Raw genomic sequence first — 24,780 nt, 5'->3', positions numbered from 1 at the left:
CGCGGTCGGCGTCGGCACCCCGTTAGGCTGGATCGACACCAGAGACGGCATCAACCCCGACAGGCGCGCTCAATTCCCTTGCGCCGGCGCCGGCTCGTATCCCTCCAAGGAATATCCGGTGGAGGTTTCTCCCGTCAGACGCGCGCCGTCGCAACGTTCCCGCGTCGTCTTGTAGCTGTAGTTGGTCCTGATCTGGCCGCTTTAAGCAACCGGAGTCCGGTTCGCCCAGCCTTCGGTCACTTCGTACGACGCTTGCCGGGGACCGATGGCCTTCGGCCCCTCGCTGTCGATCAGTGTCTGCGTGGTCCCGCCGTCGGTCTTGCGCGGCGTCGGATCCGCTCGCTGGCGATCTTGCTGGTATGACGCATCGAGAAACGAGCGGCATTCGGCGAAGCTCTTGAACATCCGGGGCAGCATCGGCACCGGCGGCATCTCGCCATCGGCCAGGGCCGGCGACATGACGACGGTAGAGCACGACAATGCCAGAAGGCTCTTTCCCCAGCGCATCATTGCCTCTGCTCCTTCGACCGGCAGGTTACCCCTGATGGTGCCATGACCATATCGTATTGCATCCGGCCCCCGTTCGCCAGCATCCGGCGACCGGCACGGCGAATCAACGCCAACCATCACGCTCCCTACGCAGGCCGTACATCAACGCTTCGAACCGGTTCCGGACGCGAAGCCGAAGCGGGTGAGGCAGGTATGCTTCGGCATCGCCGACGCCGCGATGGTGACAGCAGCCGTTTTCGAAAACGGCTGCTCGTCGGTATCCAGCCAGTCCACGTAACGGCCGCCATAATAACTGGTTCGGCACTGTTCATATTTGTTACAGACCGCGAGCTTGGTGCAGACCGTGCGGCCGGCCTGATCATAAATGAAGTAGGTGGCGCTTGAATACGGAGGACGGGCGAATATCTCCGTCCTGATGGTGATCGGCATATCGGTTCTGCCGACGGCGATCACTGCCGTAGACGCGATGCCCGACAGAAACACGAACAGGAGCAATCGCGTGACGTTGCGCGCCAGTGGACTCGACCGTGTTTGCGTTAGCCTGCTTTCCGTCATAACCTCACTGATCCTGCCCGGGGCGACTGCATTCGCTTTAGATAATCTCGGAACTGCCTTTCCGCGTTCCGACTTACGACTGCGGTATCGGCATCGGCAAGCCTCAAAGCGGCGGCACGTGCGATGCCATACCTCCCCCGCTTCCCCCACACCACCTCAACGCATTGATGATGAAACGCAAACCGGGGCGGCGCTCCTCATACATCTTTACCCGCATAGACCGGCAAACAGTATTATCCCTCTAGGTGAATAGTTGTAACGTCTGGACGTTCTTTCCGACATCAGGGGATCGCAGATGCCACCGTGTTACCATCTGAACATCTTGCCGCTACTCTTGCTGGTTCCTGCGGTCGCGTACGCGCATCATCCTGTCATCGGTGAACCACAGGCATCCTCTACGCCTGCCCGAGGTGATGATGGATGGCGTTACGATTGCCGCGTCACACGTGTGCTGAAGGGCGGCACCATCTCACTCAGCCGCATGTTTGACGAAAACGGAGAAGCCTCGCGCGATTTCGTGTTGTGGCAGCCTGTCGGCCATAAACCAGGAGAGGTCCAGCGTCCGCTGGAACTGCAGCTATCCTATGGTTGGAGTCAGACGAGCCAGCCCAGAATCGAGTTGCGCAAGATCGACGTCCAATTGCAGGTTGGGCTGGACGTCGATCTGCCTTGGGTGAGCTGGCTGCAAATCCAGCGGCCCTTCCCGATCGAGCCCCATGGTGTGCTTGGCAGCACCGCGCTTTCCACCGAGATTTTTGCCACTAATGAACATGACATGCGCAATGGTCATGGCGAACTACCGCTCGGCGATCTGCTCGCTTATGCGGAAGGCTACGATATGCTTGATTGGATATTGATCCGGCCTTCCGAGCGGCTGGGCGGCAGCAAGGAATTGATGCGCGGCAAGGTTGACATTGCAGCTCTCCGCGAAGCCATCGACGCGCTGCCGAAATTACGGCCTGCCCTCGCGGTCAAGATCAAGAAGCCCAAGGTACAGTGCGACCGAACCTGGTGGGGCGACCAGACCATCCCTTGATCGGAGCGCTCCCGCGTTTCGCCCACCCATGGGAACGCTCCAAACCCACGCATCGAGCGAAATCGTCGGCTGGATCAAGGGGGCTAGCGTGGCTGATCGGCAGCTCCTCGAGCCTAAATCGGCACGACCGTCAATTGAGATTAGGGCTGTACCGGACCGAACCGCATCGCTAATGCGAGTCGATCTCACATTAGAAGAAGGGGGTTTAGGTTGATCGCTCGCCGCTTCGTGTCCTGTACGGCTCACCAGGTTGGAAACGGCAGCAGAAGCGCCTTGGTTCGGCGCCCCGTCGTGCGCGTGATCAGGGGTGATTTCCTCAAGCATAGCAAAGGGTTGGTTGAAGTCGACCGAGAGCTTGCCAGCTGCCCAAGACGAGTTCGATACAAGCAATTTCAATGCGGTTCTTTTCTGCGCTAGGGACCCCTGAGAGAAGCCGACGTGCATCCCTCGGGCGAAATCGAGCAATGCGATGCCATCGTCCACGAAGCCGTCATTGGCTCCGGACAACGCCTCCAGATCGCGCAGGCAGCGGGCACGCTCCTCGCGCCACAGCTTCGCCATGCGATCATGGAAATCCAACGTCACACGTCCATCGAGCCGGTCGATATAGAGCGTGTCGATTCGCTGCTGTAACCGGTCGGCCTCGCCGCGCAGGCGAGTGATTGCCTGCTCCCTGTCGCGCTTCTCGTCGCCATGGCTTTCCTTCAACGCACGCCTGACGAGATCGAAAATCTCCGGATCGATGTGGAGTCGACGCAGCGATGCCTCGAACTGTGCCTCGATCACCTCTTGGCGGACGTAGGGCTCGTCGCATTTCCCGCGGTGCCCAGTGCAATGATAGTAGATATATCGGCCCTTCTTGATCTCCGCCGTCATGGCACAGCCGCAATGACCGCAGGTGACCAGACCCGTGAAGGTGAATTCGTGCGGGTCGGCACGGACGTTGGACAGGCTGCGACCGTCGAGCACAGACTGTACGGTCTCCCACGTTTCGGGCGAGACCAGCGGCATATGGCTGCCATGGCATAGCTGACCGTTCCACTCGAACTGGCCGGAGTAGATCCTGTTGCGCAAGATGTAATGGATCGTGCTGATTCCGACTGGCTTGCCGCTGCGCCGGTAACGAAGCCCAGCCTCGCGCGCGCTGTCCCGCAACTCGCGAAGGGTAAACGCGCCGGTAGAACAGCGCTCGAAAAGTCGGGCGATGATAGAGCCGTTCTCCGGATCGACGTCGATGATCTTGCGCCCTTCGGCGCTTCTGGCGTTCAGGTAGCCGAGCGGCGCGAGCGACGGCCAAAGCCCCTGCTGCGCCTTCTCCTGCATGCCCTTGCGCGCTTCTTCCGATAGGTTGTCGATGTAGTTCTTCGCCATCAGCACCTTGATGCCGTGCATGAACTTCTCGGAGGAACGCGACTCACGCGAGAGCACGACACCTTCCTTCACTAGGTGGATCTCGACCTCCGCCTCGTCGAGCGTGACCCAATCCTTGATGTTGCGGTACAACCGATCGGTTTTCTCGACGAGTATCGTGCCGGCGGAAGGGTGTTTGCGGATATAGCGCAGCATCGCCTCGAACTCGGTGCGGCCCGTTTTGCGGGCGGTCTCCACATCGACATGCTCGCCTGCAACCATCATGCCCTGTGCATCTGCATAGGCACGAAGGAGCTTGATCTGCGCGGGGATCGAGAAGCCCTCCCTCTCCTGTTCCTGGGTGGAAACGCGCGCGTAGAGTACGACGCGCTTGCCGCCGGCACCCGACGACTGTCGACGGGGTATTCGGGGATCGACGTTCTTGCGAGGTCTGGCCACAGCCTATCTCCCTTTCGGTTCGCCCCCACCGCCCCACTCCTGTCTGTCCAAGCAGCTCGGGTCGGACGATCTCATGTCCGCTGGGGTGTTCTCAGCCCCGTCTACACCCAGACGCACGAAGTCGACCAGACGAGCCAACAGCATTCTTGCTTCGCTGTCGCTGACGGAGCGCCCGAGCCGCTGTTCGGAGACACGAACTGCAGAAGTGACCAGATCTTTGGAAAACACCGTCTGCCGAACAGGGGGCAGAGATGGACGGAGGGCGTGGCTTGAATGCTCGTTCGATCGGCAGTGCTTGTCAGGTACCGCCACTGACTCGAGCGCCACGGTCGCCATGGGCGTTGTCATAGGGACCGCCCCCAGGTCGGGCGGTTCTTACAAAACTGAAGTACGGTATCGGATGTCATCCTCGAGCCAGATCCATAGGCCCGTGGAGTGATGAAGCGCTTCCATGTAGCTGACGCCCGATCTTACCACAATCGGATTTAGCCGATCATGGCCGCGGTCAAAAGTCGTCGATCGGCCAACCCCCGCGGGACGGCACAGCGATGGCCCTAGCGGATTATCGGTGGTTGCGGGTACAGGATCGAACCGGAAACCAACACTCGCTCGCGGCAGGGGTATGACAGCAAAGTCAGAGCCCCGGCCAGACCTTGCGCAACGCGTTTTTCAGAACCTCCGCCGAACGACCGAGGGCAGCCAGTTCGACAGCGTTCAGTGCCGGCTCCAGCACGCGCAGCACGCCCTCTCGACCGATGACGCACGGCAGGCAAAGGCAGACGTTGGCGATGCCGTATCGGCCATCGAGCAGCGTCGAGACCGGCAGGACGACACGCTCGTCGCGATGGATCGCTTCGCATATGCGGACGATGGCTGTCGCCACGCCAAACGAGGTGTAGCCCTTGCCCCGGTTGATGACGTAGCCGGCGCGGCGCACCTCATCTGCGATCACCGCATGGTCGACCGCTCCGCCGGACGGAAAGGCGTCCAGGCTCGCGCCGCCTACCCGCACGGTGGAGAAGGCCGCTACCTCGCTGTCGCCATGCTCGCCCAGCACCAGCGCCTCGACGGCCGCGGGAGCGACCTCCAGCCTCTCGGCGACGCGCTTGCGGAAGCGGTTACTGTCCAGCAGCGTGCCGGTGCCGATGACCCGCGCCGGCGTCAGGCCGGATGCCGCTTGCGCGACCTGCGTCATCACATCCACCGGGTTGGCTGCGACCACGACGATGCCCTCGAAGCCCGCCGTGATCGCCTGTGTCACGCAGTCGCGGACGATCTCCGCGCTGCGTCCGGCGACGGAAAGCCGATCCTCATTTCCATGGGTGACGCCCCCGGCAGTGAGTACGAGGATCGCCGCATCCTTCGTATCCGCATAGTCGCCCGCCCGGACGCGCGCCGGCCGCGCGATCGCGTTCGCGTCGGCGATGTCGGCGGCCTCGGCGCGATCGCGATCGACATTGGCGTCGATCAGCACGATCTCGGCGAACTGGCCGCGCAGCATCAGGGCATAGGCGGCGGTGGCGCCGACGTTGCCGGCACCGACGACGGCGATACGGGAGGTGGTGGATTGCGGCATCGGATATCCTGTTCGACAAGCGGCAGGGACGTATAAGCCGGCTGCTTCGTTCAACGCAGCCGACGAATGACCCGCACCAGCATCGGGTCGTCTTCTACGGCCAAGGTCTCGAACCCCATCTGACATTCGACCTCGATGGCTTCGCGGTTTGAGCGATCCTCGATGGACTCGACGACGGCATATCCCTGCCGGCGTGCATCGCCGAGCAGTCGGTCAAGCAGCGTCCAGCCGATTCCCAGGCCTTTGCGATCGCTCCTGACCGTGATGGCGGCCTCGGCGCTCTCACCGGTGGCGTCACCGGCCAGCATCGCGACGGCGACGACCGCGCTGTCGTCATCGAAGACGATCAGGCTATCGGTGTGCGGATCCTTGCCGCCCACCATCGCGATCAGCCGGTTGTTTCCGACCTGACCCACGCTGGCCAGGAAACGGAAGCGCAGATCTTCCGGCGTCACCCGCGCGAAGAAGGCGGCGAGCGCGGCCTCATCGTCGAGCCTAGCCTTGCGGACATGCAGGCGGACGCCCTCGCGCGTGACGAGCAGGTCGGTGTCGGCGATGGTCATGGCTGTCTCCTTGTCCGCCATGGGTGCGTCGGGCGTGTTCACGCGGCATTGACCTCGGTCAAGCGAGCAGCATCGTTCCCGTTTCCATGTAGCGACGATGCCACGGCAATGCCTCGCCCGGCAGGGAGGGCGCGTGGAGGCCGTAGGCGCCGCCCCCCGCGCGCGCCGCATAGTCCGCCAGCAAGGGCCGGAAGACCGGGTGCGCGCAGCGTTCGATCACCTGTTTCGCGCGCTGACGGGGCGACAGGCCGCGCAGGTCGGCCAAGCCCTGCTCGGTGACGATCACCTGCACGTCCTGCATGATGTGGTCGACATGCGCCGCCTGCGGCACGATGGCGGAGATCCTGCCGCCCTTGGCGGTCGAGGGGGTCATGAAGATCGAGACATAGGCGTTGCGCGCGAAGTCGCCCGATCCGCCGATGCCGTTCTGGATGCGCGACCCCATCACCAGCGTGGAATTGACGTTGCCGTAGATGTCGGCCTCGATCAGCCCGTTCATTGCGATGCAGCCCAGCCGGCGCACCGGTTCGGGATGGTTGCTGATCTCCTGCGGGCGCAGGATCATGCGGTCGCGATAGGCGGCCATGTCGGCGTTCAATCGCGCGGCCGCCTGCGGGCTGAGCGAGAAGGCGGTGGCCGAGGCCATGCGCAGCTTTCCCGGCATCGAGCAGGTCGAGCATCCCGTCCTGGATGACCTCGATATAAGCGGTCATCGGCTCGAACGGTGCGTCGACGAGCCCGGACAGAACCGCGTTGGCGATGTTGCCGACCCCTGACTGGATCGGCAGCAGCGAGGGTGGCAAACGCCCGCGCGAAACCTCGTGGGTCAGGAAGTCGATGATGTGCCCGGCGATGGCGAGCGCCGTGTCGTCGGGCGCCGCGAAGGGCAGGTTGCGGTCGGGCGCGTCCGTTTCGACGATGGCGACGATCCTGTCCGGATCGCAGGCGAGGTAGGGCGTGCCGATGCGGTCGTCCGGGCGAACGAGCGGGATCGGCACCCGGTCGGGCGGCAGGCGCGTGCCATAGTAGATGTCGTGCATCCCCTCCAGCGCCGCGCCCTGCCAGCGGTTGACCTCGAGGATCACGCGGCCGGCGCGGTCGAGCCAGGTCTTGTCGTTGCCCACCGACGATGACGGGATCAGCGACCCGTCGGCGCGGATGCCCGACACCTCGACGATCGCGGTATCGAGCGGGCCCAGCACGCCTTCCCACGCCATCGGCGCGACCTGGCTCAGGTGCATGTCGAGATAGTCGATCTCGCCGCGATTGATCTTCTCGCGCGCGACCGGATCGGCGCTGTACGGCAGCCGCTGCGCGATGCCGTCCACCGCCGCCAGCGCGCCGTCCAGTTCCGGCCCGGTCGAGGCGCCGGTCCACAGGTTGATCCGGAACGGCCGCCCCGCCGCACCTTCCGCCTTTATTCGCCGGGCGAGCGCCTGCGGCACCATCTTGGGATAGCCGGAGCCGGTGAAGACGCTCGTCGCGATCGTCTCGCCGGGGCGGATCAGCGCGGCGGCGTTATCGGCGTCGGTCACGCGTCCACGAAGCGCGGCGCAGGCGATGCGGTCGGTCATACCTCCCTCAGGCCGCCATTTCGAGCACGACGCGGCCTTCGATCCGGCCATCCCGCATCCGGTCGAACACCTGGTTGATGTCCTCCAGCCGTGCGGTCTCGACCGTCGCCTTCACCTTGCCGGCCGCCGCGAAGTCGAGCGACTCCTGCAGGTCGAGCCTGGTGCCGACGATCGAGCCGCGCACGGTGATGCCGTTCAGCACCAGCCCGAAGATGTTGAGCGGGAAGTCGCCCGGCGGCAGGCCGTTGAGTGACACGGTGCCGCCGCGCGCCACCATGCCGACCGCCTGCGCGAACGCCTTCTCGCTGACGGCCGTCACCAGTGCGCCCTGCACGCCTCCGCCCGTCTCGCGCCTGATGACCGCGGCGGGATCGTCGTGCAGCGCGTTGACGGTGATCGTCGCGCCCAGCCGGCGGGCGAGGTCGAGCTTGGCGTCGTCGACATCGACCGCCGCGACATTCAGCCCCATGGCCACCGCATATTGCACCGCCATGTGCCCCAGCCCGCCGATACCGGAGATCGCGACCGTGTCGCCCGGCTTGGTGTCGGTGACCTTCAGCCCCTTGTAGACGGTGACGCCCGCGCACAGCACCGGCGCGATCTCGGTGAAGGAGATCGCGTCGGGCAGGTGGCCGACATAGTTCGGGTCGGCGATCACATAGTCGGCGGAGCCGCCGTTGACCGAATAGCCGGTGTTGAGCTGGCTCTCGCACAGCGTCTCCCACCCGCCCATGCAATGCACGCAGTGCCCGCACGCGGTGTAGAGCCACGGCACGCCGACCCGGTCGCCCTCCTTCACGTGGCGGACGCCCTTGCCCACGGCGGAGACGAAGCCGACGCCTTCGTGTCCCGGGATGAAGGGCGGGTTCGGCTTCACCGGCCAGTCGCCGTGGGCGGCGTGCAGGTCGGTGTGGCAGACGCCCGATGCCTGGATCGCGACCTGGATCATGCCGTCGGTGACGTCCGGAACCGGCACCTCGTCGATCGTCAGCGGCTGCCCGAATGCGCGGACCACCGCCGCCTTCATCGTCCTTGCCATGTGAATCGCCTCCTTCTGCTGGTTTGCATGGGCCGTGGAATGAAATCAGACGCCATCAGAACTCGCCGGGACGTGCGCCGCCCCGGCCGGGGCGGCGCCGTGCGATCGCGCGCGAGTGGTTCGCCACCGCCGGGTGACGCGCGGCCGCCTCGGCGGTGTAGCCCAAATTGAAGACGGTGGCGCTCTTCGACGGTCGGCTCCCGCGGTCGTACAGCGTGCCGAACAGCCGGTCCCAACCGAAGTTGGTGATGCCGTAATTGCCGTCCTCGTCGTGGAAATGATGCTCCATATGGCGGCGCTTCATGGTCGCCATCCAGCGGTTGCGCGGCTTCCAGCCGAGATGCTGCACGCAATGCATGAACTCGTAGGAGCAGGTGTACAGCAGCCCCGTGGCGAAGGCGGCGAGCGCGCCGCCCGTGCCGCCGATCAGCCAGCCCGGCAGCGCGGCCACCACCATCAGCGTGGGCAGGGTGGTGTGCAGGGCACCGAACAGGATCTCCAGCCGGTCCGGGTCCATGTGATGGTCGTAGTGGATGCGCTTCCAGATGCCCGCCAGCGCCGGCACCTTGAACATCCAGCGGCCGTGCAGCACCCAGCGATGCAGCACGTACCAGACAAGCGGATAGGCGAAGGCGACAATCAGCGCCGCCGTCGCCATCCGGCCCGCCGACGCCGGCCAGCGAACGGCCCCCGCGATGCAGAGAACGGCCAGCGACAGATAGGCGATGACCGCGTAGTGGGTGAAATAGGCGCGGACGAGTTCGCGCAGGTCCATGCGTCCGAGATGATGCGTGCGATCCCAGAATCGACGGCCGGTGGAAGGATTGTCCATGCCGTGCCGTTACGACGATCGCGACCGGCCGGGTTTGACCGTGGTCAATATCCGGGGCGATACCGGGCCGGTCAGCCCTTCGCCATTACCATCGCCGCCATGCGGGCGAAGGATCGCCGCATCGGGGCGGCGAAGGCCTGGCCGACGGCGGTTTCCCGCAGCGTGCGGTTCATGGCGTGGTTCGCACTCCATCAGGTCGTAGAAACGGTCGATGAGCGCCGCCACGCCGGTCCCGCCACCGCCGCCAGCCCCCGAACGAAGGCAAGTCCGGCCGGCCCCGCGCCCACCACGATGACATCACACGCCATGGCCTCCGCATGGCCGTTGGCGGCGGGCCTGCTTTGACGACGGTCAATGCCTCGGCTGAAAAGCCGTGCCAGCGTCCTGATCCGATCAGGAGCATGACAATGAACATACCCCTTTCCGGCAACGTCGTGCCGCTGGCAAGCCGCTGGCATGTCATCCAGGAGATCGACGTCGCGCGACTGATTGCCGACCACCGCCGCCTTGGCGAGTTGTGCGATCTGCTGGAGCGCTGCGCCGATGACCTTCCCGATATGCCATCCGACGCTGTCGTCGAACAGATATGTGAAGCGTTGTCCGTCCTGACGACGACGTCCGACGATCGCGATGACCCATCCTATCCCGCGCTGAACGCGCTTTTCGATGCGGAGGATCCGCTATCCGCCGCGCTGATGCAGGACATGGCGGCGCGGTATGCCGCCGATGCCGAACATGCCCACGACCTTGCGGAGGCGCTGCGGCGCACGCCGGACATGGCAGGGCGCGTGACACCGAATACGCTCGGCTATATGCTGCGCTGCTTCTTCGATGATTGCCGTCAGGCGATGGACTGCGAGGAACTGGCGATCCTTGCGCTTGCGCGTCATCGGCTGACCCAGGCGGCGCGCACCCTGTTGCTGGACAGCCTGCGGTTCCGGGCCAGCCCTCGGCGGCCGGCGATCGCCTGACCGTCAGGCCGCCTCGGCGCGGGCGGCGAGCGCGGCGCGGTCGCGGATCGTCACCGTGCGTCCGCCGGGCAGCGCGATCGTCCCGGCCGCCTTCAGCCGGGTCAGTTGACGGCTGACCGTCTCGATCGTCATGCCCAGGATGTCGGCGATCTGCCCGCGTGTCAGCGGCAGGTCGAAGGTGACGGGAGCATCGCCTTCAACACGGCATCCTGCGTCGGCGGCGCGTTGCGCCATGTCGAGCAGGAAGCCGGCGACCTTCTCGCCCGCCGACTTGCGCGCGAGCGTCAGCATCCGTCCCCGTGCATGGTTGAGCGAATCGAGCGTACGCTGGAGCAGCAGCCGCTCCATCCGGGCATGGTCCTCCAGCACCCGTTCGAACGCCGCGCGGGGAAAGACGCACAGCTCCGCATCGGTCAGCGCGACGGTGGTGAAATCGGTGGTGCCGGCATAGGGCTGGCCGAAGAAGTCGGCCGGATAGAGCATCCCGACGATCTGCTCGCGTCCGTCGGTGGTGGACGCGACCAGCTTTGCCATGCCCGACAGCAGGTTGCCGCACACGACCGCCTCGTCGCCTGCCCAGGCGATCGCCTGACCCGCCGCGACGCGGCGGCGCTGGCCGATGGCGTTGAGAGCGACCAGTTCGCGGTCTTCGAGGCTGCCGCACAAGGCGCGGTCTCGGACGGCGCAGTCGGCGCAAACGGCGATCGGGATCATGGACATGGCCTATAGCGCGTCCATGATCCCGTGTCGCCCGGGCAGATCGTCCTACCGCGCGGACGGGCGCTCCGCGTCATCTTCCAGCGGCAGATGGAATTCGTGCCAGATGCCGTTGAGGATGCCGAAGCCGACCGCGAGGCCGAGGCCGAGAACCCAGGTGAAATACCACATCGCGGTGCCTTTCAGTAGAAGTCGGGATTGGTGCGGACGGCCTCGGCCGTGACGCGACCGAACATCACCCGGTAGGCCCAGGCGGAGTAGGCCAGCACGATCGGCAGGAATACGACCGTGACGACCAGCATGATGCCCAGCGTCTTGTGGGTGGACGACGCGTTCCACACGGTCAGGCTGCTGTGCGCGTCGATGCTGGAAGGCAGGATGAAGGGGAACATCGAACATCCCACCGTGGCGATGATCCCGGTCGCCGACAGCGATGACCCGGAAAAGGCCAGCGTCTCGCGCCCGGCCCGGATCCCGACCAGCGCCATCACCGCTCCCAGAAAGCCCAGCAGGGGCACCAGCGTCATCCACGGATAGGCGGCGTAGTTGGCAAGCCACGCGCCGCCGGCCTGCTCGGTGGTGGTGCGCAGCGGGTTGGACGGCCCCAGCGGATCGACCGCGCCGACCAGCCGGTAGCCGATGTCGCCCCACGCCACGAAGGCGAAGCCGGCCGCGAACAGCAGGATCGACAGCAGCGCGGCCACCGTGCCGAAGGTGCGCGCGCGGTCGTGAACGGCCCCGTGCTCCACCTTGATCGCCAGCCACGCCGCGCCGTGCAGGCCCAGCATGGCGACGGACAGCAGGCCGGTGAGCAGGCTGAACGGCGTGAACAGGCCCGGCAAGGACCCCTCGTAGAAGGATCGCAGGTCGCCATCCAAGCGGAAGGGCGCGCCGAGCAGCACGTTGCCCACCGCCACGCCGAACACCAGCGCCGGCACGAACCCGCCGACGAACAGCGCCCAGTCCCAGCGCGTGCGCCACGCCGGATCGGGCCTCTTGGAGCGGTATTTGAACCCGACCGGTCGCAGGATCAGCGCCGCCAGCACCAGGAACATGGCAAGGTAGAAACCCGAGAAACTGACCGCATAGACGAACGGCCACGCCGCGAAGATCGCGCCGCCGCCGAGGATGAACCACACCTGGTTCCCCTCCCACGTCGGCCCGATCGAATTGATGACCATCCGCCGCTCGGCATCGTCGCGCGCCACGAAGGGCAGCAGCGCCGCGACGCCGAGGTCGAAGCCGTCGGTCAGGGCGAAGCCGATCAGCAGCACGCCCAGCAGCGCCCACCAGATCAGGCGCAATATCTCGTAATCGAACATGGTGCGCCCTCCTTCAGGCGGTGACAGGGATGGCGGCGGGGATCGCCCCCGGTGCCGGCTGGTCGTCGCGTTCCTCCGGGCCATGCGCGATCGCCGCAAGGATCAGCCGCACCTCGATGACCGCCAGCGCGCCGTAAAGCAGGGTGAAGCCCGCAATGGTGGTCCACAGCGCGCCACGCGACAGCGTACTCGTGGCGAGGAAGGTCGGCAGCACACCCTCGATCGCCCAAGGCTGGCGTCCCAGTTCGGCGACCACCCATCCAAGCTCCGCCGCGAGCCACGGCAGCGGGATCGCCGCGACCGCGAGCTTCAGGAACCAGCGCGCGTCCATGTGCCGGCGCAGCGAACACAGCAGAAAGGCGGTGGCGAACAGCGCGATCATCGCGAAACCGACGAACGCCATGAATCGGAAGCTCCAGAACATCAGTCCCACGTCGGGCACCGTGTCCCACGCCGCCGCCTCGATCTGCTTCGCCGTGGCGGCGCGCGGATCGGCCACCTGCCGCTTGAGCAGCAGCGCATAACCGAGGTCGCGCCTGTGCGCCTCGAACCGCGCCCGCTGCGCGATATCCTGCGGGTTCGCTTTCAGATGCTCGACCGCATCATAGGCAATCACTCCCGACGCGATCCGCTCCCGCGCCTTCAGCACCAGGTCCGACATGCCGGTGACGGTGCCGTCCAGGCTGCGCGTCGCGATCAGCCCCAGCAGCCACGGGATCTCCACCTTGTAGCGCGTCTCGTGCGCGACCGAATCGGGATAGCCGAACAGCGTGAGGCCGGCGGGGCCCTGCTCGGTGTGCCAGACCGCCTCGATCGCCGCGAGCTTCATCTTCTGGTTGTCGGTCAGCGCATAGCCGCTCTCGTCGCCCAGCGCGACCACCGACAGCGAGGCGGCGAGGCCGAAAGCCGCGGCCACCGTCATCGACCGGCGCGCGACGGGCACGAACCTGCCCCTCAGCAGCCAGAAGGCCGACACGCCCAGCACGAGCACCGCCGCGATGACGTACCCCGCGCTGACGGTGTGGACGAACTTGGCCTGTGCGATCGGGTTGAACAGCACCGCGCCGAAATCGCTTACCTCCATCCGCATCGTGTCCGGGTTGAAGGTCGCGCCGACCGGGTTCTGCATCCAGCCGTTGGCGATCAGGATCCACAGCGCCGACAGGTTGGTGCCCAGCGCCACCATGAAGGTGACGATCAGGTGCCCCAGCTTCGACAGCCGGTCCCAGCCGAAGAACATGAGACCGACGAATGTCGCTTCGAGGAAGAAGGCCATCAGCCCCTCGATCGCCAGCGGCGCACCGAAGATGTCGCCGACATAGTGCGAGAAATACGACCAGTTGGTGCCGAACTGGAACTCCATGGTCAGGCCCGTAGCGACACCCAGCACGAAGTTGATGCCGAAGATCTTGCCCCAGAACCGCGTCGTGACCCGCCACACCGGGCGGTTGGTCATCACATAGACCGATTCCATGATGACGAGCATGAACGACAAGCCGAGCGTCAGCGGAACGAACAGGAAATGGTAGAGCGCGGTCAGCGTGAATTGCAGCCGCGACAGGTCGACGACACCCGGATCCATGGCAAAGCTCCCATGCGACGGGCCGCCCCGGCCCGGTTCGATGACGCTTCGTTAGCCGCTTGCGGCCGAGGCACATTGACCGCGGTCAAAGACGTCCCGCCCGCGATTGCCGACCAGTCCCGACCATGACGACCATGACGCAAGACCGAAGCTTCGCCCGTACCAAACAACGCTGGCTGCGCTCAGCCGGCGGAGGACGGAACGGCGCGGACGGGTTGCTGCTCCTCGACACCGCTGCCGCGATCGGCTTCGCAAGCGCGTTGGCAAGCGGTGTCGTGGCGGTACCCGCCGGAATGGCGTCGGTGCTGCCCTGGGCCGGTCTGGCTGCCCTGATGGGCACCTTGCGCGGCCTGTTCGCCATGGCGGCGATCCGGCGCGGCGCGGCCGGCGCGGCCGCGGCGAAACGCGGGCAACGCAGGGCGGTGATCGCATCCGCCCTCCGGCGAGAGCCCGGCGTACCGATTGACACAGGTGCATTCGCACATGCCGCGGTGGATGCCGTAGAGGCGCTGGATGGGTATGTCGCCCGCTTCATGCCCGCGCGACGTGCCGCCGTTCTCGCCCCCCTGTTCGTGCTGGCGGCCACAGCCTGCGCCAGCACCGTTGCTTCTGCGATCCTTACAGCGACGCTCGTTCCCTTCGTTGCCGCAATGATGCTGGCCGGCGGTGCCGCCGCCGACGAGTCGCGCCGCCAGTTCGCCGCGCTGGCACGACTGTCCGGCCATTTTGCCGACCGGGTGCGGATGCTGCCGGTCATCCTCGCCTTCCGTGCGGAGGCGCGTGAAACCGGGGCGATCGGCGATGCGGCATCGGAGCTGGCGCGGCGCACGATTCGCGTCCTGCGCGTCGCCTTCCTTTCATCGGCGGCGCTCGAATTCTTCGCGGCGCTGTCGGTGGCGCTGGTCGCGGTCTATTGCGGCTTCTCGCTGCTGGGTCTGCTGCCTTTTCCGGCGCCCGAGACGCTGACGCTCGGCAAGGCGTTCTTCGTCCTCGCGCTCGCGCCCGAATTCTATGCGCCGATGCGTCGGCTGGCGGCTACCTATCACGACAAACAGGCCGCGGAGACGGCCGCCGAGACGCTGATGGCACTCCCCGCGCCCTGCGCTCCGTCCGTTGCGACCGCCCACGCGCCGCTGGTGCTGCGCGGCGTCACGATCCGTTACCCCGACAGCGACCGGGCGGCGGTCGCCGGGCTCGACCTCACCATTGCCGACGGCCAGACGGTGGCGCTGCTCGGACCGTCGGGCAGCGGCAAGACCAGCGTGCTCCACCTGCTGCTCGGCCTCGCGCCGCTGTCGAGCGGGACGATGACTGCGGGCGGCGTGCCGCTCGTGACGCTCGCCGGGCAGGCGGGCTGGGCCGGGCAGCACCCGCTGCTGGTCGCGGGCACGATCCGCGAAAACCTGACCCTCGCTGATCCTGCCGCCGACCCGGCCGCGGTGCGCGTCGCGGTCGAGGCCGCGGGCATGGGGCCGATGCTGGCACGCCGATCGCGCGGACTCGACACGCGGCTCGACGCCCGCGGCGGCGGCTTGTCGGGCGGCGAGCGCCGCCGCCTCGCACTGGCCCGCGCGCTTCTCAAGCCCGCGCCGTTCCTGTTGCTCGACGAGCCGACCGCGCATCTCGATGCGGAGAGCGAGGCCGCGCTGGTCGCGACGATCGCGTGTGCCGCGCGCGGACGCACGACCCTGATCGCGACGCACAGCCCCGCACTTGCCGCCATCGCCGACCATGTCGTGTATCTCGGAGACGCCGCATGACGCTCGCCGCCATCCTCGCCGCCGAGCGTCATGCAGAGCGCAAGCGGCTGCGGCAGGCGGCTACGTGCGCCGCGCTGGTCGCCACGGCATCCGTCGCCTTGCTCGGCCTGTCCGGCTGGTTCATCACCGCCGCTGCCATGGCCGGCACGGCAGGCATCGCGGCGGCGCAGGCGTTCAACTACATGCTGCCGTCCGCCGGCATCCGCCTGCTCGCCATCGCCCGGACGGGTGCGCGGTACGGCGAGCGGCTGGCGGGACACGCCGCCGCGCTCGGTGCGCTTGCCCGGCTGCGGCCCGCCTTGTTCGCCGCGATCACCGCCGCCCCGGTGGAGTGCGCGCTGGCGCTCGGCCATGGGGAGGCCACCGCGCGGCTGATCGGCGACGTCGATGCGATCGAACTGCGCTTCGTGCGTCTGTCCGGGCCGTGGGGCATCCTCGCGGCGGCGATCGTCGGTGCCGCACTGACGTGGCTCGGTGGATGGGCGGCGGCAGGCGCCACGATCGGCTGCGTCGGCGCCGTGCTGCTGCTCGGTGACCGGCTCGCGCGCCGGCTGGAAGCACCCGGGCGCGCGGTGCAGCGGACGACCGGCGTATTACACGAGGAGGTCGTGGCGCTCGGGGCGGCCACTGCGGAACTGCGCTGCTTCGGGTTGGAAGCATGGGCGGCGGAACGTATCGGATGTGCCGGCGATACGCTGGTCGAGGCGCAGGCTGCGCAGGCCGCGGTCATGGGCCGGTTCGAACTGCTCCACGCGGGCGCGGTTTCGCTCGCCGCCGCAACGGCGCTAGTGCTTTCCGTTCCCGCCGGCGCACCGATCGCGGCGCTCGCGGCACTCGCGGCGGCGATGACCGTGGATGCGGTCGCCCCGATGCTGCGCGCCTTTGCCGAGCGCGGCCGGCTCGACGAGGCGGAGGCGCGGCTGGACGCGCTGTTGGCCCCCTCCCGCGCCCCGCTGGGGACAGCGATCACCGATCGCGCCGCGCCGCTGGTGGTGGACGGCTGCCGGCTGGCGCCCGGCGACCGGCTGGCGCTGACCGGCGCGTCGGGCAGCGGCAAGACGACGCTTGTCGAAGGCATGATCGGCCTGCGCCCGCTCCCGCCCGGACGCGTGACACTGGACGGCCTCGACCTTGCCGTGGCGAACGCCCGAGCCGCCTTTGCCTGGGCGCCGCAGGATGCCGCGCTGGTGGCGGGCACGGTGCGCGACAATCTGGCGCCGGGTGACCCTGTCGCCGACGACGCACGGCTGTGGCAGGCGCTGGCCGATGCGGCGCTGGACGGTGTCGTGCGCGCCCTGCCCCTTGGGCTGGACACGTGGCTCGGCGACGATGGCGCGCGCCTGTCGGGCGGCGAGCGTCGCCGGCTGAGCCTGGCGCGGGCCTATGTCGCCGATGCGCCGTGGTTGCTGCTCGACGAGCCGGGCGAAGGTCTTGATGCCGCGACCGGCGGGCTGGTTGCGGAACGGCTGGCCGCGCGTCTCTCCCGCACCGGCCAGGGACTGGTGCTCGTCAGCCACCGATCCGGCCTGCTCGCGTTGTGCGACCGGCGGCTGGCTGTCGCACCGCGGTCCTGCCCGGCGGCCGCTGCCGCATGATGCCGGATGCCGTCATGGACTGCCATCGCATGCTGTCGCTGCTGCTCGCCATCGGTATCGATCCACCCGTCGATGCCGGATCACCGTGGAAGCCGCGCTGCTGCACTGCTCGTCACCGGACAGTCGCCGGCGGCCAACGGTACCGACGGGCGGCGGGCGGCGGAATACATGGTCAGCACCTGCTCCAGCGCCCCCCGCGGGAAGACACACAGGTGAGTATCGGCGAGTGCCGCGACCGTGTCGGACGGATGCGGTGTGTGAACATCTCCGGCAGGGTCGCCGAGCTACAGCAAACCCACGATCTGCGCTCGGCCGTGCGGCTCCATGTGCGACACCTTGGGCGTGTTCGACACCGGTTTCGGGCCAGGCGGTGACCGGCTGGCCGGCCAGCACAATTCCCGTCCCGCCGCCCCACCACGTGAAGCGCGAACAGGTCGCCGCTGGCGAACCCGGCGCACGGCGAGACATTCTGCACGGCGCATGTCGCACCGCGCGCCAGCGGTTCAGACGGCATGGCTGAAGCGGGCGTCGCCCTCTACGCGCCACGCGTCCAACGCGGATGCGATCACGCGCGCATAGGGCCGCGCCGCCTCGGCCAGCCGAAGATGCGCGCCCGTCCAGCGGACCAATCCCGCATCCTCGAACCGGCACAGACGGGCACGCACCGAATTAGGTTCGGTCAGGTCGGACAGGTCCGCCCCGCCGCCGCACAGGATCCGCTCGATCGCGCGGCCGCGTATCTGATCCTGTACACTCCGCCGGATGCCGCGTGCGGTCGCGAAACAACCGGCGGCGATGGCGGCATGCCATGCGCCGGCGTTCTTCTCGTTCTGCAACAGCCGGTCGGGAAACTGGCCGATCGCGCTCGCGCCCAGCCCTATCAACACCTCTGCCTGATCTTCGGTGAAGCCTTGGAAGTGCGGCGCAGCGTGCCGGCCTGCGCGGCCACCGCCAGCGCATCGTCGGGCCGGGCGAAATGATCGAATCCGACCGCTCGGTATCCGGCACCGGTCAGCCGTTCGTGCGCCAGCGCCGCCTGCCCGAATCGTGATCGCGCGTCAGGCAGCGCCTCCGCGTCGATCCGCCGCTGGCGCGGGATCAGAGGGGGACATGCGCGTAGCCGAACACCGCCAGCCGGTCGGGCGCGAGCGCCAGCGCCGCGTCGAGCATCGCCGCCAGGCTCGCGTCGGTCTGGCCGGGCAGGCCGTACATCAGGTCTAGGTTTATCGAGTTCACGCCTGCACCGCGCAGCAGGTCGACCGATCGGGCGATGTCCGCCGCCGGCTGCACCCGCCCGATCGCCGCCTGCAACGCGGGATCGAAGGTCTGCACGCCCAGGCTGGCGCGGGTGACCCCGGCATCTGCCATGGCCGCCCCCCAGTCGCGGCCGAAACCGCGCGGGTCGAGTTCCACCGACAGCACCGCCGCCTCGCACCGGAACGCGGTGACGATGCGGTGGACCAAGGCGGTGAAGGCGGTCGGCGCGATCGCGTTGGGGCTCCCTCCTCCGAACGCGATCCGGCCCACGCTCACGTCTCTGCCGAGCCGTGCCGCGACCAGGGCGATCTCGTCGTGCACCCGCGCTAGATAGGCGTCGAGCCGCGCGACCCGATTGGCCGCGCCGGTATTGCATCCGCAATACCAGCAGATCGCATGGCAGTAGGGGATATGGACATAGAGCGATACCGGCACGTCGGCGCCGACCGCCTCCAGCGCGGCCCGCATGTCATCGTGCCCGACGGTCGCATCGAACTCGGCGGCGGTGGGATAGCTGGTGTAGCGCGGCACGGGCCGGGCGAGCAGTTCGGGATGATAGGGCCACATGCCAACCTTCTGCCACGGGCGACCGTACCGGCTTTGATCGCGGTCAAGAGATCGATTGTCCGCGATCAAAGCGAGATCCGCGGCACACGCCTAGCCGATCTTCATACCTATCGAGGAGAACGGGGATGAAGACGATCACGGGCGGCGCGCTCATGCTGGCGATCGCAGGGGCCGGGCTTGCCACGCCCGCGCTGGCGCAGGCCTATCCCGGCGCGCTGGCCACCACGGACGCGGAGCGCGTCGGCATCCGCGCCGGCGACGTGCTGCTGCGGGCACGCGCTATCACCGTCGTGTCCAACGAAGATTCTGGCGGCATCACGCCCGCCTTCTCCAGCGAGCGGCTGGAGATAGGCAATGCAGTGATGCCGGAAGTGGACGTTACCTGGATGGCGACCGACAATCTCGGGTTCGAACTGATCGCCTCCACCACGAAGCACACCGCGCGCGGCACCACCGGCACCACCGGCGGCATCGGCAAGCTCGCGACCACCTGGGTATTGCCGCCGACACTGACCGCGCAATATCATTTCGCGCCTGCCTCGCCCGTGCGGCCCTATGTCGGGGCGGGAATCAACTATACGATCTTCTGGAACGAGAAAGCCTCGAATGGCCTGCAGGCCGCGGTCGGCTCTACCCGTGTTCAAATGAAGGACAGCGTTGGCTGGGCGGCACAGGCCGGCATCGACGTGGACATCACCCCCAAGGTCTTCCTGAATCTCGACGTCAAGTACATCGACATCGACACCCGCGTCCGCCTCGACACCACGGCTGCCGGCACCCAGCGGGTAAAGCTCGGCCTCGATCCGCTGGTGTTCGGCATCGGGCTGGGCGTGCGGCTGTAGCACACCATATCCGCCTCCGCCCGGTTTCTTGGAGCCGAGCGGTAACTGTGTTGTAGCCTTGCCCGCATCATCGTTGGTTGCGGAGACAGCACCCACCGCTGCCTCTCGCATTCCCGCAACCTATTATAAAAAATATGATGTTTTCTACTCGGCAGTGGCCATCCTTCCCGTCTTACTCCAAACGGGTTGGAGACGTAACGGAGCTAGATGTAACTATATTCCACCGCGATGTGCCCTGAGATAGTCAATTGCTTACCTTCGCTATCCCTCGAAGATATTGATTTCCGATCGACATCATCCTGCTCCTCGAGGCGGCGCTTGCTTTGCGCCGCCCCGTCTGGTGCTCGACATCGTCGGTCCGCATCATTTTTGTCGGCCTTACCCGGCGCGACGGTGCATCTCGTCGCCCGGACCATGGAGCCGATCCACGCCGACGGTCTGACCCTGACGCCCACGGCGAAGTTCGAAACCTGCCCGCGCGATCTCGACATCCTGCTTGTCGGCGGGGGGGTCGGGGGCACGCTGGCCGCGATGGGCGACCCGGCGACGCTGGCGTTCCTGTCCGACCGGGGCGAGCAAGCGAAGTGGGTCGCCAGCGTGTGCACGGGCTCGCTGCTGCTGGGGCGCGCCGGGTTGCTTCGCGGGTATCGCGCCACATCGCACTGGATCGGGCGGCCCATGCTGAAGAACTTCGGCGCGACCAAAGTGGACGAACGTGTGGTGTTCGATCGTAACCGCGTCACCGGCGCCGGGGTGTCGGCGGGACTGGACCTCGGTCTCTCGCTCGTCCAGCGGCTGCGTCCGCTGGACTTCGCGCAGACGATTCAGCTGTTCGCCGAATATGCTCCTACGCCCCCGCTCGACAGCGGCACGCCCGATCGGGCGCTACCCGGCGTGCTGGAAGGTGCTCGTGGTATGCTGAGCGCGTTCGTCGACGCCGTGAACGCGATGGGTCCGAAACTGCCGGGGTATGACACGTCCGCCGTCGAAACGCGCGTGGCCATCCGCATCAGGTGGCCGGAAACGGCGCGCATGCCCAAGTGACAGCTCTATCCAAGGAAAGTATGCGACTACCGTGAATGCCGTCCGGCATCTTCTGGCGCAACGCCACCTTGCCGTGCTGATCTGCGCGGCGACGCTGCTGCTGAAGCTGCTGGTCCCCACCGGCTATATGATCGACAGCGATCATGGTCGCATGACCGTCACCATCTGCTCGGGCACCGGTCCGGCGACCATGACGATGGAGATGCCGGGGATGCACGGCGACATGCCCGACCACGGCAAGTCGAAGGATCACGGCAAGGCGGAGATGCCCTGCGCCTTCTCAGGGCTCTCCGCTGCGATGCTGGGGTCGATCGATCCCGCCCAGCTCGCCGCGCTGATCGTCTTCATCCTGGCGCAGGGCCTGATCGCCGCCGTCCCGCCGGCACCCTCACGTCCGGCCTATCTGCGTCCCCCGCTCCGAGGACCGCCGGCCTACCTCTGACCTGTCATCCCGCGCCGCTTGATCCGGCGCGACCATGAATTGCGGCCCGCATCCTTAGGCGTCGGGCCAGTCAAAGGTATCTCCGATGTCTCGAATACACCTTCTCGCGGGGGCCGTTGCACCCTGCCTGCTGCTGGCGATGCCGACTGCCGCACAGGTACGTAGCACCAACACCTTTCCTGCAACCACCGATAGCGCCACTACGCAGAGCTGGACTGGCGATATCATCGTCACGGGCGTGCGTGACGGCTATGCGGCTCCGGAAACGAGCGCCGCCACGCGCACCGACACGCCGCTCATTCAGGTACCGCAGTCGGTGCAGGTGCTGACCCGCACGCTCATCCAGGAACAGGATCGCCGCACGCTGGGCGACGCGCTGGTGAACGTCTCGGGTGTAACCCCGACGCGCTCGGACGAGGTGCTGTTCATCCCGCCGATCGTCCGCGGCTTCCTGGCCGAGGTGTATCTAGACGGGTTGTCGGTTTTTGCCGGCAACCAGCAGGCCTATGATCCCGACAGCCTCGTCGGCATCGAGCGGATCGACGTTCTGAAAGGTCCGACCGCCACGCTCTACGGGGGTGGCATCGGCACGCCGCTCGGCGGAGTCATCAATCTCGAAAGCGTCCGCCCGAACGACAAGCCGGGGGGCTATCTGGCGACGCGCGTCGGCAGCTTCTCGACCTGGGACCCCTATGGCGACATCAACGTGCCGCTGGCGGATGGGGTCGCAGCACGGATCACCGGCGAGTACCAAAGCAACGATAGCTGGATCGACAAGGTGCATGGCCGGCGATGGTCGGTGCAGCCCAGCGTCTCGTTCCAGATGGATCCCGCGACTGACTTGCTGCTTCAAGGGCAGTTCAGCCGCCGCAGCAACCTCGAATATTCCGGGCTGCCCGCTGATGGGGCACTGGCCGGCACGGTTCGCCGTAATGCCTTCCCCGGCTCGCCGATCGATCAGCCGCCGACGACCAACGACATTCGCATGGGGCAAGCGACGCTCCGCCATGCCTTCTCGGATCGCCTGAAGCTGACGGTGAGCGGACGCTATTACTCGAGCGTGATCGATGAACAGGGGAGCTTCGTCTTTCCCGGCCTCTTCCCGACAGGCACGGTCGCGCCGCTCTACGACGTGTTCCCGATTACGATGCGAAACCGCATCAAGGACGCGACGGTCGATGCCAACCTGGCCTACGACACCACCTTGCTCGGGGGCACGCACAAGCTGCTCGTCGGGGCCAATTACGACTGGACCAGCTTCTACAGCGCGATGGGGCTGTTCGTCAGCGACAGTCCATCGGGCACGATCGACCTGTCAAACCCCAGCTATGAGCTGCGTTATACCCCGCAACTTCCGGTCAACTCCTATACCGATGATCGCTTCACGACGTTCGCCGGCTACATCCAGGACCAGGCGACCTACGGCCCGCTGCACCTGACCGGGGGCTTGCGCCTGACCTCGCTCAAGTTCGTCGAGAACAGCAACATCGGCGTCGCCGACGATAAGACCTACACACACCTCTCGCCCCGGATCGGCGCGACCCTCGACGTGGTGAAGGGCGTCGCGCTGTTCGCAAGCTATGCGACCGCGTTCCGCGCGCCGTTCGGCTTCATCGGCAGGCAAGCGCCAGTGCCGGAGACGTCGAGCAACATCGAAGGCGGCGTGAAGCTGGCGCTCGCCGGAGCCGGTCTCTCCGGCACGATCGCCGTGTTCCGCCAGACCCACGACAAAGTCGTCACTGCCGACCCGGCGAACGTCGGCTTCTACGTCCAGAGCGGGCGGCAGCGCGCACGCGGCGTTGAGGTGGACATGGTGTGGGAGCCTACACCCGCCTTCTCGCTGCTTACCAATTACGCCTACACCGACACCCGCGACGACGGCGTGGCCCCCGGTGATCGGCTGATCCGAGTGCCGAAGAGCAGCGGGCGTGTCGCAGCGCGCTACCGGATCCTGCACGGCCCCGCCAAGGGCCTCGCGGTGGGTGCCGGCATCAGCGCCTTCACCTCGCGCGAGCTGACGCTGCCCAACACGATCGCGGTGCCCGGCTATGCCGCCATCGATGCACAGGCGTCCTACGGCATCGGCCGGTTCACGCTCGGCGCGTCCGTGGTCAACCTCGGTAACCGGCGGGCCTTCGATCCCTATTCCTACCTCGGCTATCCGGTGGTCGCCCCCAACCAGCCCCGTTCTGCCTACATCACGCTCAAGGTGACGATATGACGATGAAGAGCTTTTCGAGCCAGTGGATCGCCACGGCGGGTGTGATCGCGGCGGCGGCGTTGCTGTCGCCGCGGGCGGACGCGCAAATGCCATCCGGCGGAACCATCATCGTGCTCTACCCGAAAGGTAGCGTTCCATCGCTCGGCGTGCCCGAGAAGCGGGACCGCCTGCCGAACGGCGAGACGCTGATCTACGATGTCAGCGAGCCGACGCTGGAGCTGTATCGACCCGCACCCGGTCGCGCGAACGGGACCGCCGTGATCGTCGCGCCGGGCGGCGGATTCGTGGCGCTGGGCTATACCTTCGGCGGCACCGACGTCGCACGGGCGCTGGCAGCACGCGGTATTACCGCCTTCGTGCTGAAATATCGCACGATCCAGAGCGGCGACGGGCCGATGCGGATGCCCGACGTTCATCTGAAGGAGATGGACATCGTCATGTCGCGGGCGAAGACGGGCGAGCCGGTCGAGGTGCCGGCGTTCGCGGGCGAACTTCATGCGGTCGAGGATGGCGTGCGCGCCATCGCCATCGTGCGGCAGCACGCCTCCGAATGGGGCATCGATCCTCGTCGCGTCGGCGTCATCGGCTTCTCGGCCGGCGCCTATCTCGCTGCCGACCTGGCGATCGGCGATGCGGCATCAGGTCCCGACTTCGTCGGGCTCTTCTATGGCGGCCTGCGCGCGCCGGTGCCTACGGGCGCTCCCCCCGCGTTCATCGCCGGCGCTGCCGACGACGAGTATCAGACGAACGATCCCGTGCTGCTGTACCGAGCATGGCGGAAAGGGGGGGCGGCTGCCGAGCTGCATCTCTATGAGCATGGCGGACACGGCTTCGATCTGCACCCACAAGGCACGACAAGCGATCATTGGCTCGACGAGTTCATCTGGTGGCTTGAGGCTCACCGCCTTGCGGTGCCGGCTGGACGGCAAGTGCGGTAAGTGCGCATCGACACCACCATCCTTCGCG

20 protein-coding genes and 2 pseudogenes are annotated in these 24,780 nt (G+C 66.8%); 9 read left to right on the top strand and 13 right to left on the bottom strand.

Features of this window, described 5'->3' with window-relative positions; translation table 11 throughout:
* Positions 1-201 precede the first annotated feature (201 nt).
* On the bottom strand, positions 202-510 hold the full coding sequence (locus tag AC07U4_RS19705; RefSeq protein ID WP_495196674.1) for a hypothetical protein: 309 nt from the start codon (positions 508-510) through the stop codon (positions 202-204).
* A 141-nt stretch (positions 511-651) separates the two neighbouring features.
* On the bottom strand, positions 652-1,005 hold the full coding sequence (locus AC07U4_RS19700) for a hypothetical protein (RefSeq protein WP_495196673.1): 354 nt from the start codon (positions 1,003-1,005) through the stop codon (positions 652-654).
* 355 nt (positions 1,006-1,360) lie between these two features.
* Here AC07U4_RS19700 and AC07U4_RS19695 point away from each other — a divergent pair, with 355 nt between their 5' ends.
* On the top strand, positions 1,361-2,101 hold the full coding sequence (locus AC07U4_RS19695) for a hypothetical protein (protein WP_495196672.1): 741 nt from the start codon (positions 1,361-1,363) through the stop codon (positions 2,099-2,101).
* Here AC07U4_RS19695 and AC07U4_RS19690 read toward each other — a convergent pair.
* The 6 genes and pseudogenes from AC07U4_RS19690 to AC07U4_RS19665 all read right to left on the bottom strand — a co-directional run bounded on the left by AC07U4_RS19690 (position 2,018) and on the right by AC07U4_RS19665 (position 9,494).
* Positions 2,018-3,910 (bottom strand): recombinase family protein, encoded by a 1,893-nt coding sequence (locus AC07U4_RS19690; RefSeq protein WP_495196671.1) that lies wholly within the window; start codon positions 3,908-3,910, stop codon positions 2,018-2,020. The genes AC07U4_RS19695 and AC07U4_RS19690 overlap by 84 nt on opposite strands.
* 634 nt (positions 3,911-4,544) lie before the next feature.
* Positions 4,545-5,486 (bottom strand): L-lactate dehydrogenase, encoded by a 942-nt coding sequence (locus tag AC07U4_RS19685; RefSeq protein ID WP_495196670.1) that lies wholly within the window; start codon positions 5,484-5,486, stop codon positions 4,545-4,547.
* Positions 5,487-5,536: 50 nt separating this feature from the next.
* The gene (locus tag AC07U4_RS19680; RefSeq protein ID WP_495196669.1) at positions 5,537-6,049 is read right to left on the bottom strand and encodes a GNAT family N-acetyltransferase; all 513 of its coding nucleotides are present in this window, start codon (positions 6,047-6,049) and stop codon (positions 5,537-5,539) included.
* 58 nt (positions 6,050-6,107) lie between these two features.
* Positions 6,108-7,623: pseudogene (scpC, locus tag AC07U4_RS19675) on the bottom strand (succinyl-CoA:acetate CoA-transferase ScpC).
* A 7-nt stretch (positions 7,624-7,630) separates the two neighbouring features.
* A complete protein-coding gene (gene adhP / locus AC07U4_RS19670; RefSeq protein ID WP_495196668.1) occupies positions 7,631-8,662 on the bottom strand; it encodes an alcohol dehydrogenase AdhP in 1,032 nt (343 codons plus the stop codon).
* Between the two features lie 55 nt (positions 8,663-8,717).
* The gene (locus tag AC07U4_RS19665; protein ID WP_495196667.1) at positions 8,718-9,494 is read right to left on the bottom strand and encodes a sterol desaturase family protein; all 777 of its coding nucleotides are present in this window, start codon (positions 9,492-9,494) and stop codon (positions 8,718-8,720) included.
* A 407-nt stretch (positions 9,495-9,901) separates the two neighbouring features.
* Here AC07U4_RS19665 and AC07U4_RS19660 point away from each other — a divergent pair, with 407 nt between their 5' ends.
* A complete protein-coding gene (locus AC07U4_RS19660) occupies positions 9,902-10,465 on the top strand; it encodes a hypothetical protein (protein ID WP_495196666.1) in 564 nt (187 codons plus the stop codon).
* Between the two features lie 3 nt (positions 10,466-10,468).
* On the opposite strand, the gene AC07U4_RS19655 is transcribed toward AC07U4_RS19660, so the two are convergent.
* The 4 genes from AC07U4_RS19655 to AC07U4_RS19640 are packed head-to-tail and all read right to left on the bottom strand — an operon-like array spanning position 10,469 to position 14,086.
* Positions 10,469-11,179, bottom strand: coding sequence for a Crp/Fnr family transcriptional regulator (locus tag AC07U4_RS19655; RefSeq protein ID WP_495196665.1), 711 nt, complete (start codon positions 11,177-11,179; stop codon positions 10,469-10,471).
* A 51-nt stretch (positions 11,180-11,230) separates the two neighbouring features.
* Positions 11,231-11,353 carry a cytochrome bd-I oxidase subunit CydX gene (gene cydX, locus AC07U4_RS19650; RefSeq protein ID WP_495196664.1) on the bottom strand — a complete coding sequence of 41 codons (123 nt, stop codon included), beginning with the start codon at positions 11,351-11,353 and terminating at the stop codon, positions 11,231-11,233.
* Positions 11,354-11,364: 11 nt separating this feature from the next.
* Positions 11,365-12,504 (bottom strand): cytochrome d ubiquinol oxidase subunit II, encoded by a 1,140-nt coding sequence (cydB, locus tag AC07U4_RS19645; RefSeq protein ID WP_495196663.1) that lies wholly within the window; start codon positions 12,502-12,504, stop codon positions 11,365-11,367.
* Between the two features lie 13 nt (positions 12,505-12,517).
* On the bottom strand, positions 12,518-14,086 hold the full coding sequence (locus AC07U4_RS19640; RefSeq protein WP_495196662.1) for a cytochrome ubiquinol oxidase subunit I: 1,569 nt from the start codon (positions 14,084-14,086) through the stop codon (positions 12,518-12,520).
* Between the two features lie 125 nt (positions 14,087-14,211).
* Between AC07U4_RS19640 and cydD the strand changes: the two genes are divergently transcribed.
* Both cydD and AC07U4_RS19630 read left to right on the top strand, forming a co-directional pair.
* Positions 14,212-15,846, top strand: a complete 1,635-nt coding sequence (cydD, locus tag AC07U4_RS19635) for a thiol reductant ABC exporter subunit CydD (protein ID WP_495196661.1) — start codon at positions 14,212-14,214, stop codon at positions 15,844-15,846.
* A complete protein-coding gene (locus AC07U4_RS19630; RefSeq protein ID WP_495196660.1) occupies positions 15,843-17,441 on the top strand; it encodes an ATP-binding cassette domain-containing protein in 1,599 nt (532 codons plus the stop codon). Before cydD ends, AC07U4_RS19630 begins: the two co-directional genes overlap by 4 nt.
* A 503-nt stretch (positions 17,442-17,944) precedes the next feature.
* On the opposite strand, the pseudogene hemN reads toward AC07U4_RS19630, so the two are convergent.
* Positions 17,945-19,265, bottom strand: a pseudogene (gene hemN, locus AC07U4_RS19625) (oxygen-independent coproporphyrinogen III oxidase).
* Positions 19,266-19,390: 125 nt separating this feature from the next.
* Between hemN and AC07U4_RS19620 the strand changes: the two are divergent.
* From AC07U4_RS19620 to AC07U4_RS19600, 5 genes are all read left to right on the top strand, one after another.
* Positions 19,391-20,107 (top strand): OmpW/AlkL family protein, encoded by a 717-nt coding sequence (locus tag AC07U4_RS19620; protein ID WP_495196659.1) that lies wholly within the window; start codon positions 19,391-19,393, stop codon positions 20,105-20,107.
* A 393-nt stretch (positions 20,108-20,500) separates the two neighbouring features.
* Positions 20,501-21,151 (top strand): DJ-1/PfpI family protein, encoded by a 651-nt coding sequence (locus AC07U4_RS19615; RefSeq protein WP_495196658.1) that lies wholly within the window; start codon positions 20,501-20,503, stop codon positions 21,149-21,151.
* A gap of 31 nt (positions 21,152-21,182) precedes the next feature.
* Positions 21,183-21,593, top strand: a complete 411-nt coding sequence (locus AC07U4_RS19610) for a DUF2946 family protein (protein WP_495196657.1) — start codon at positions 21,183-21,185, stop codon at positions 21,591-21,593.
* A gap of 85 nt (positions 21,594-21,678) precedes the next feature.
* The gene (locus tag AC07U4_RS19605; RefSeq protein WP_495196656.1) at positions 21,679-23,814 is read left to right on the top strand and encodes a TonB-dependent siderophore receptor; all 2,136 of its coding nucleotides are present in this window, start codon (positions 21,679-21,681) and stop codon (positions 23,812-23,814) included.
* A gap of 41 nt (positions 23,815-23,855) precedes the next feature.
* Positions 23,856-24,752 (top strand): alpha/beta hydrolase, encoded by an 897-nt coding sequence (locus AC07U4_RS19600; protein WP_495196655.1) that lies wholly within the window; start codon positions 23,856-23,858, stop codon positions 24,750-24,752.
* The last annotated feature ends 28 nt before the right edge of the window (positions 24,753-24,780 follow it).

It is taken from the genome of Sphingomonas sp. GW821-FHT02B09 (genome assembly GCF_059421875.1).
The sequence above is the reverse complement of the archived record's forward strand: the minus strand, read 5'-3'. Positions and strand labels throughout refer to the sequence as shown.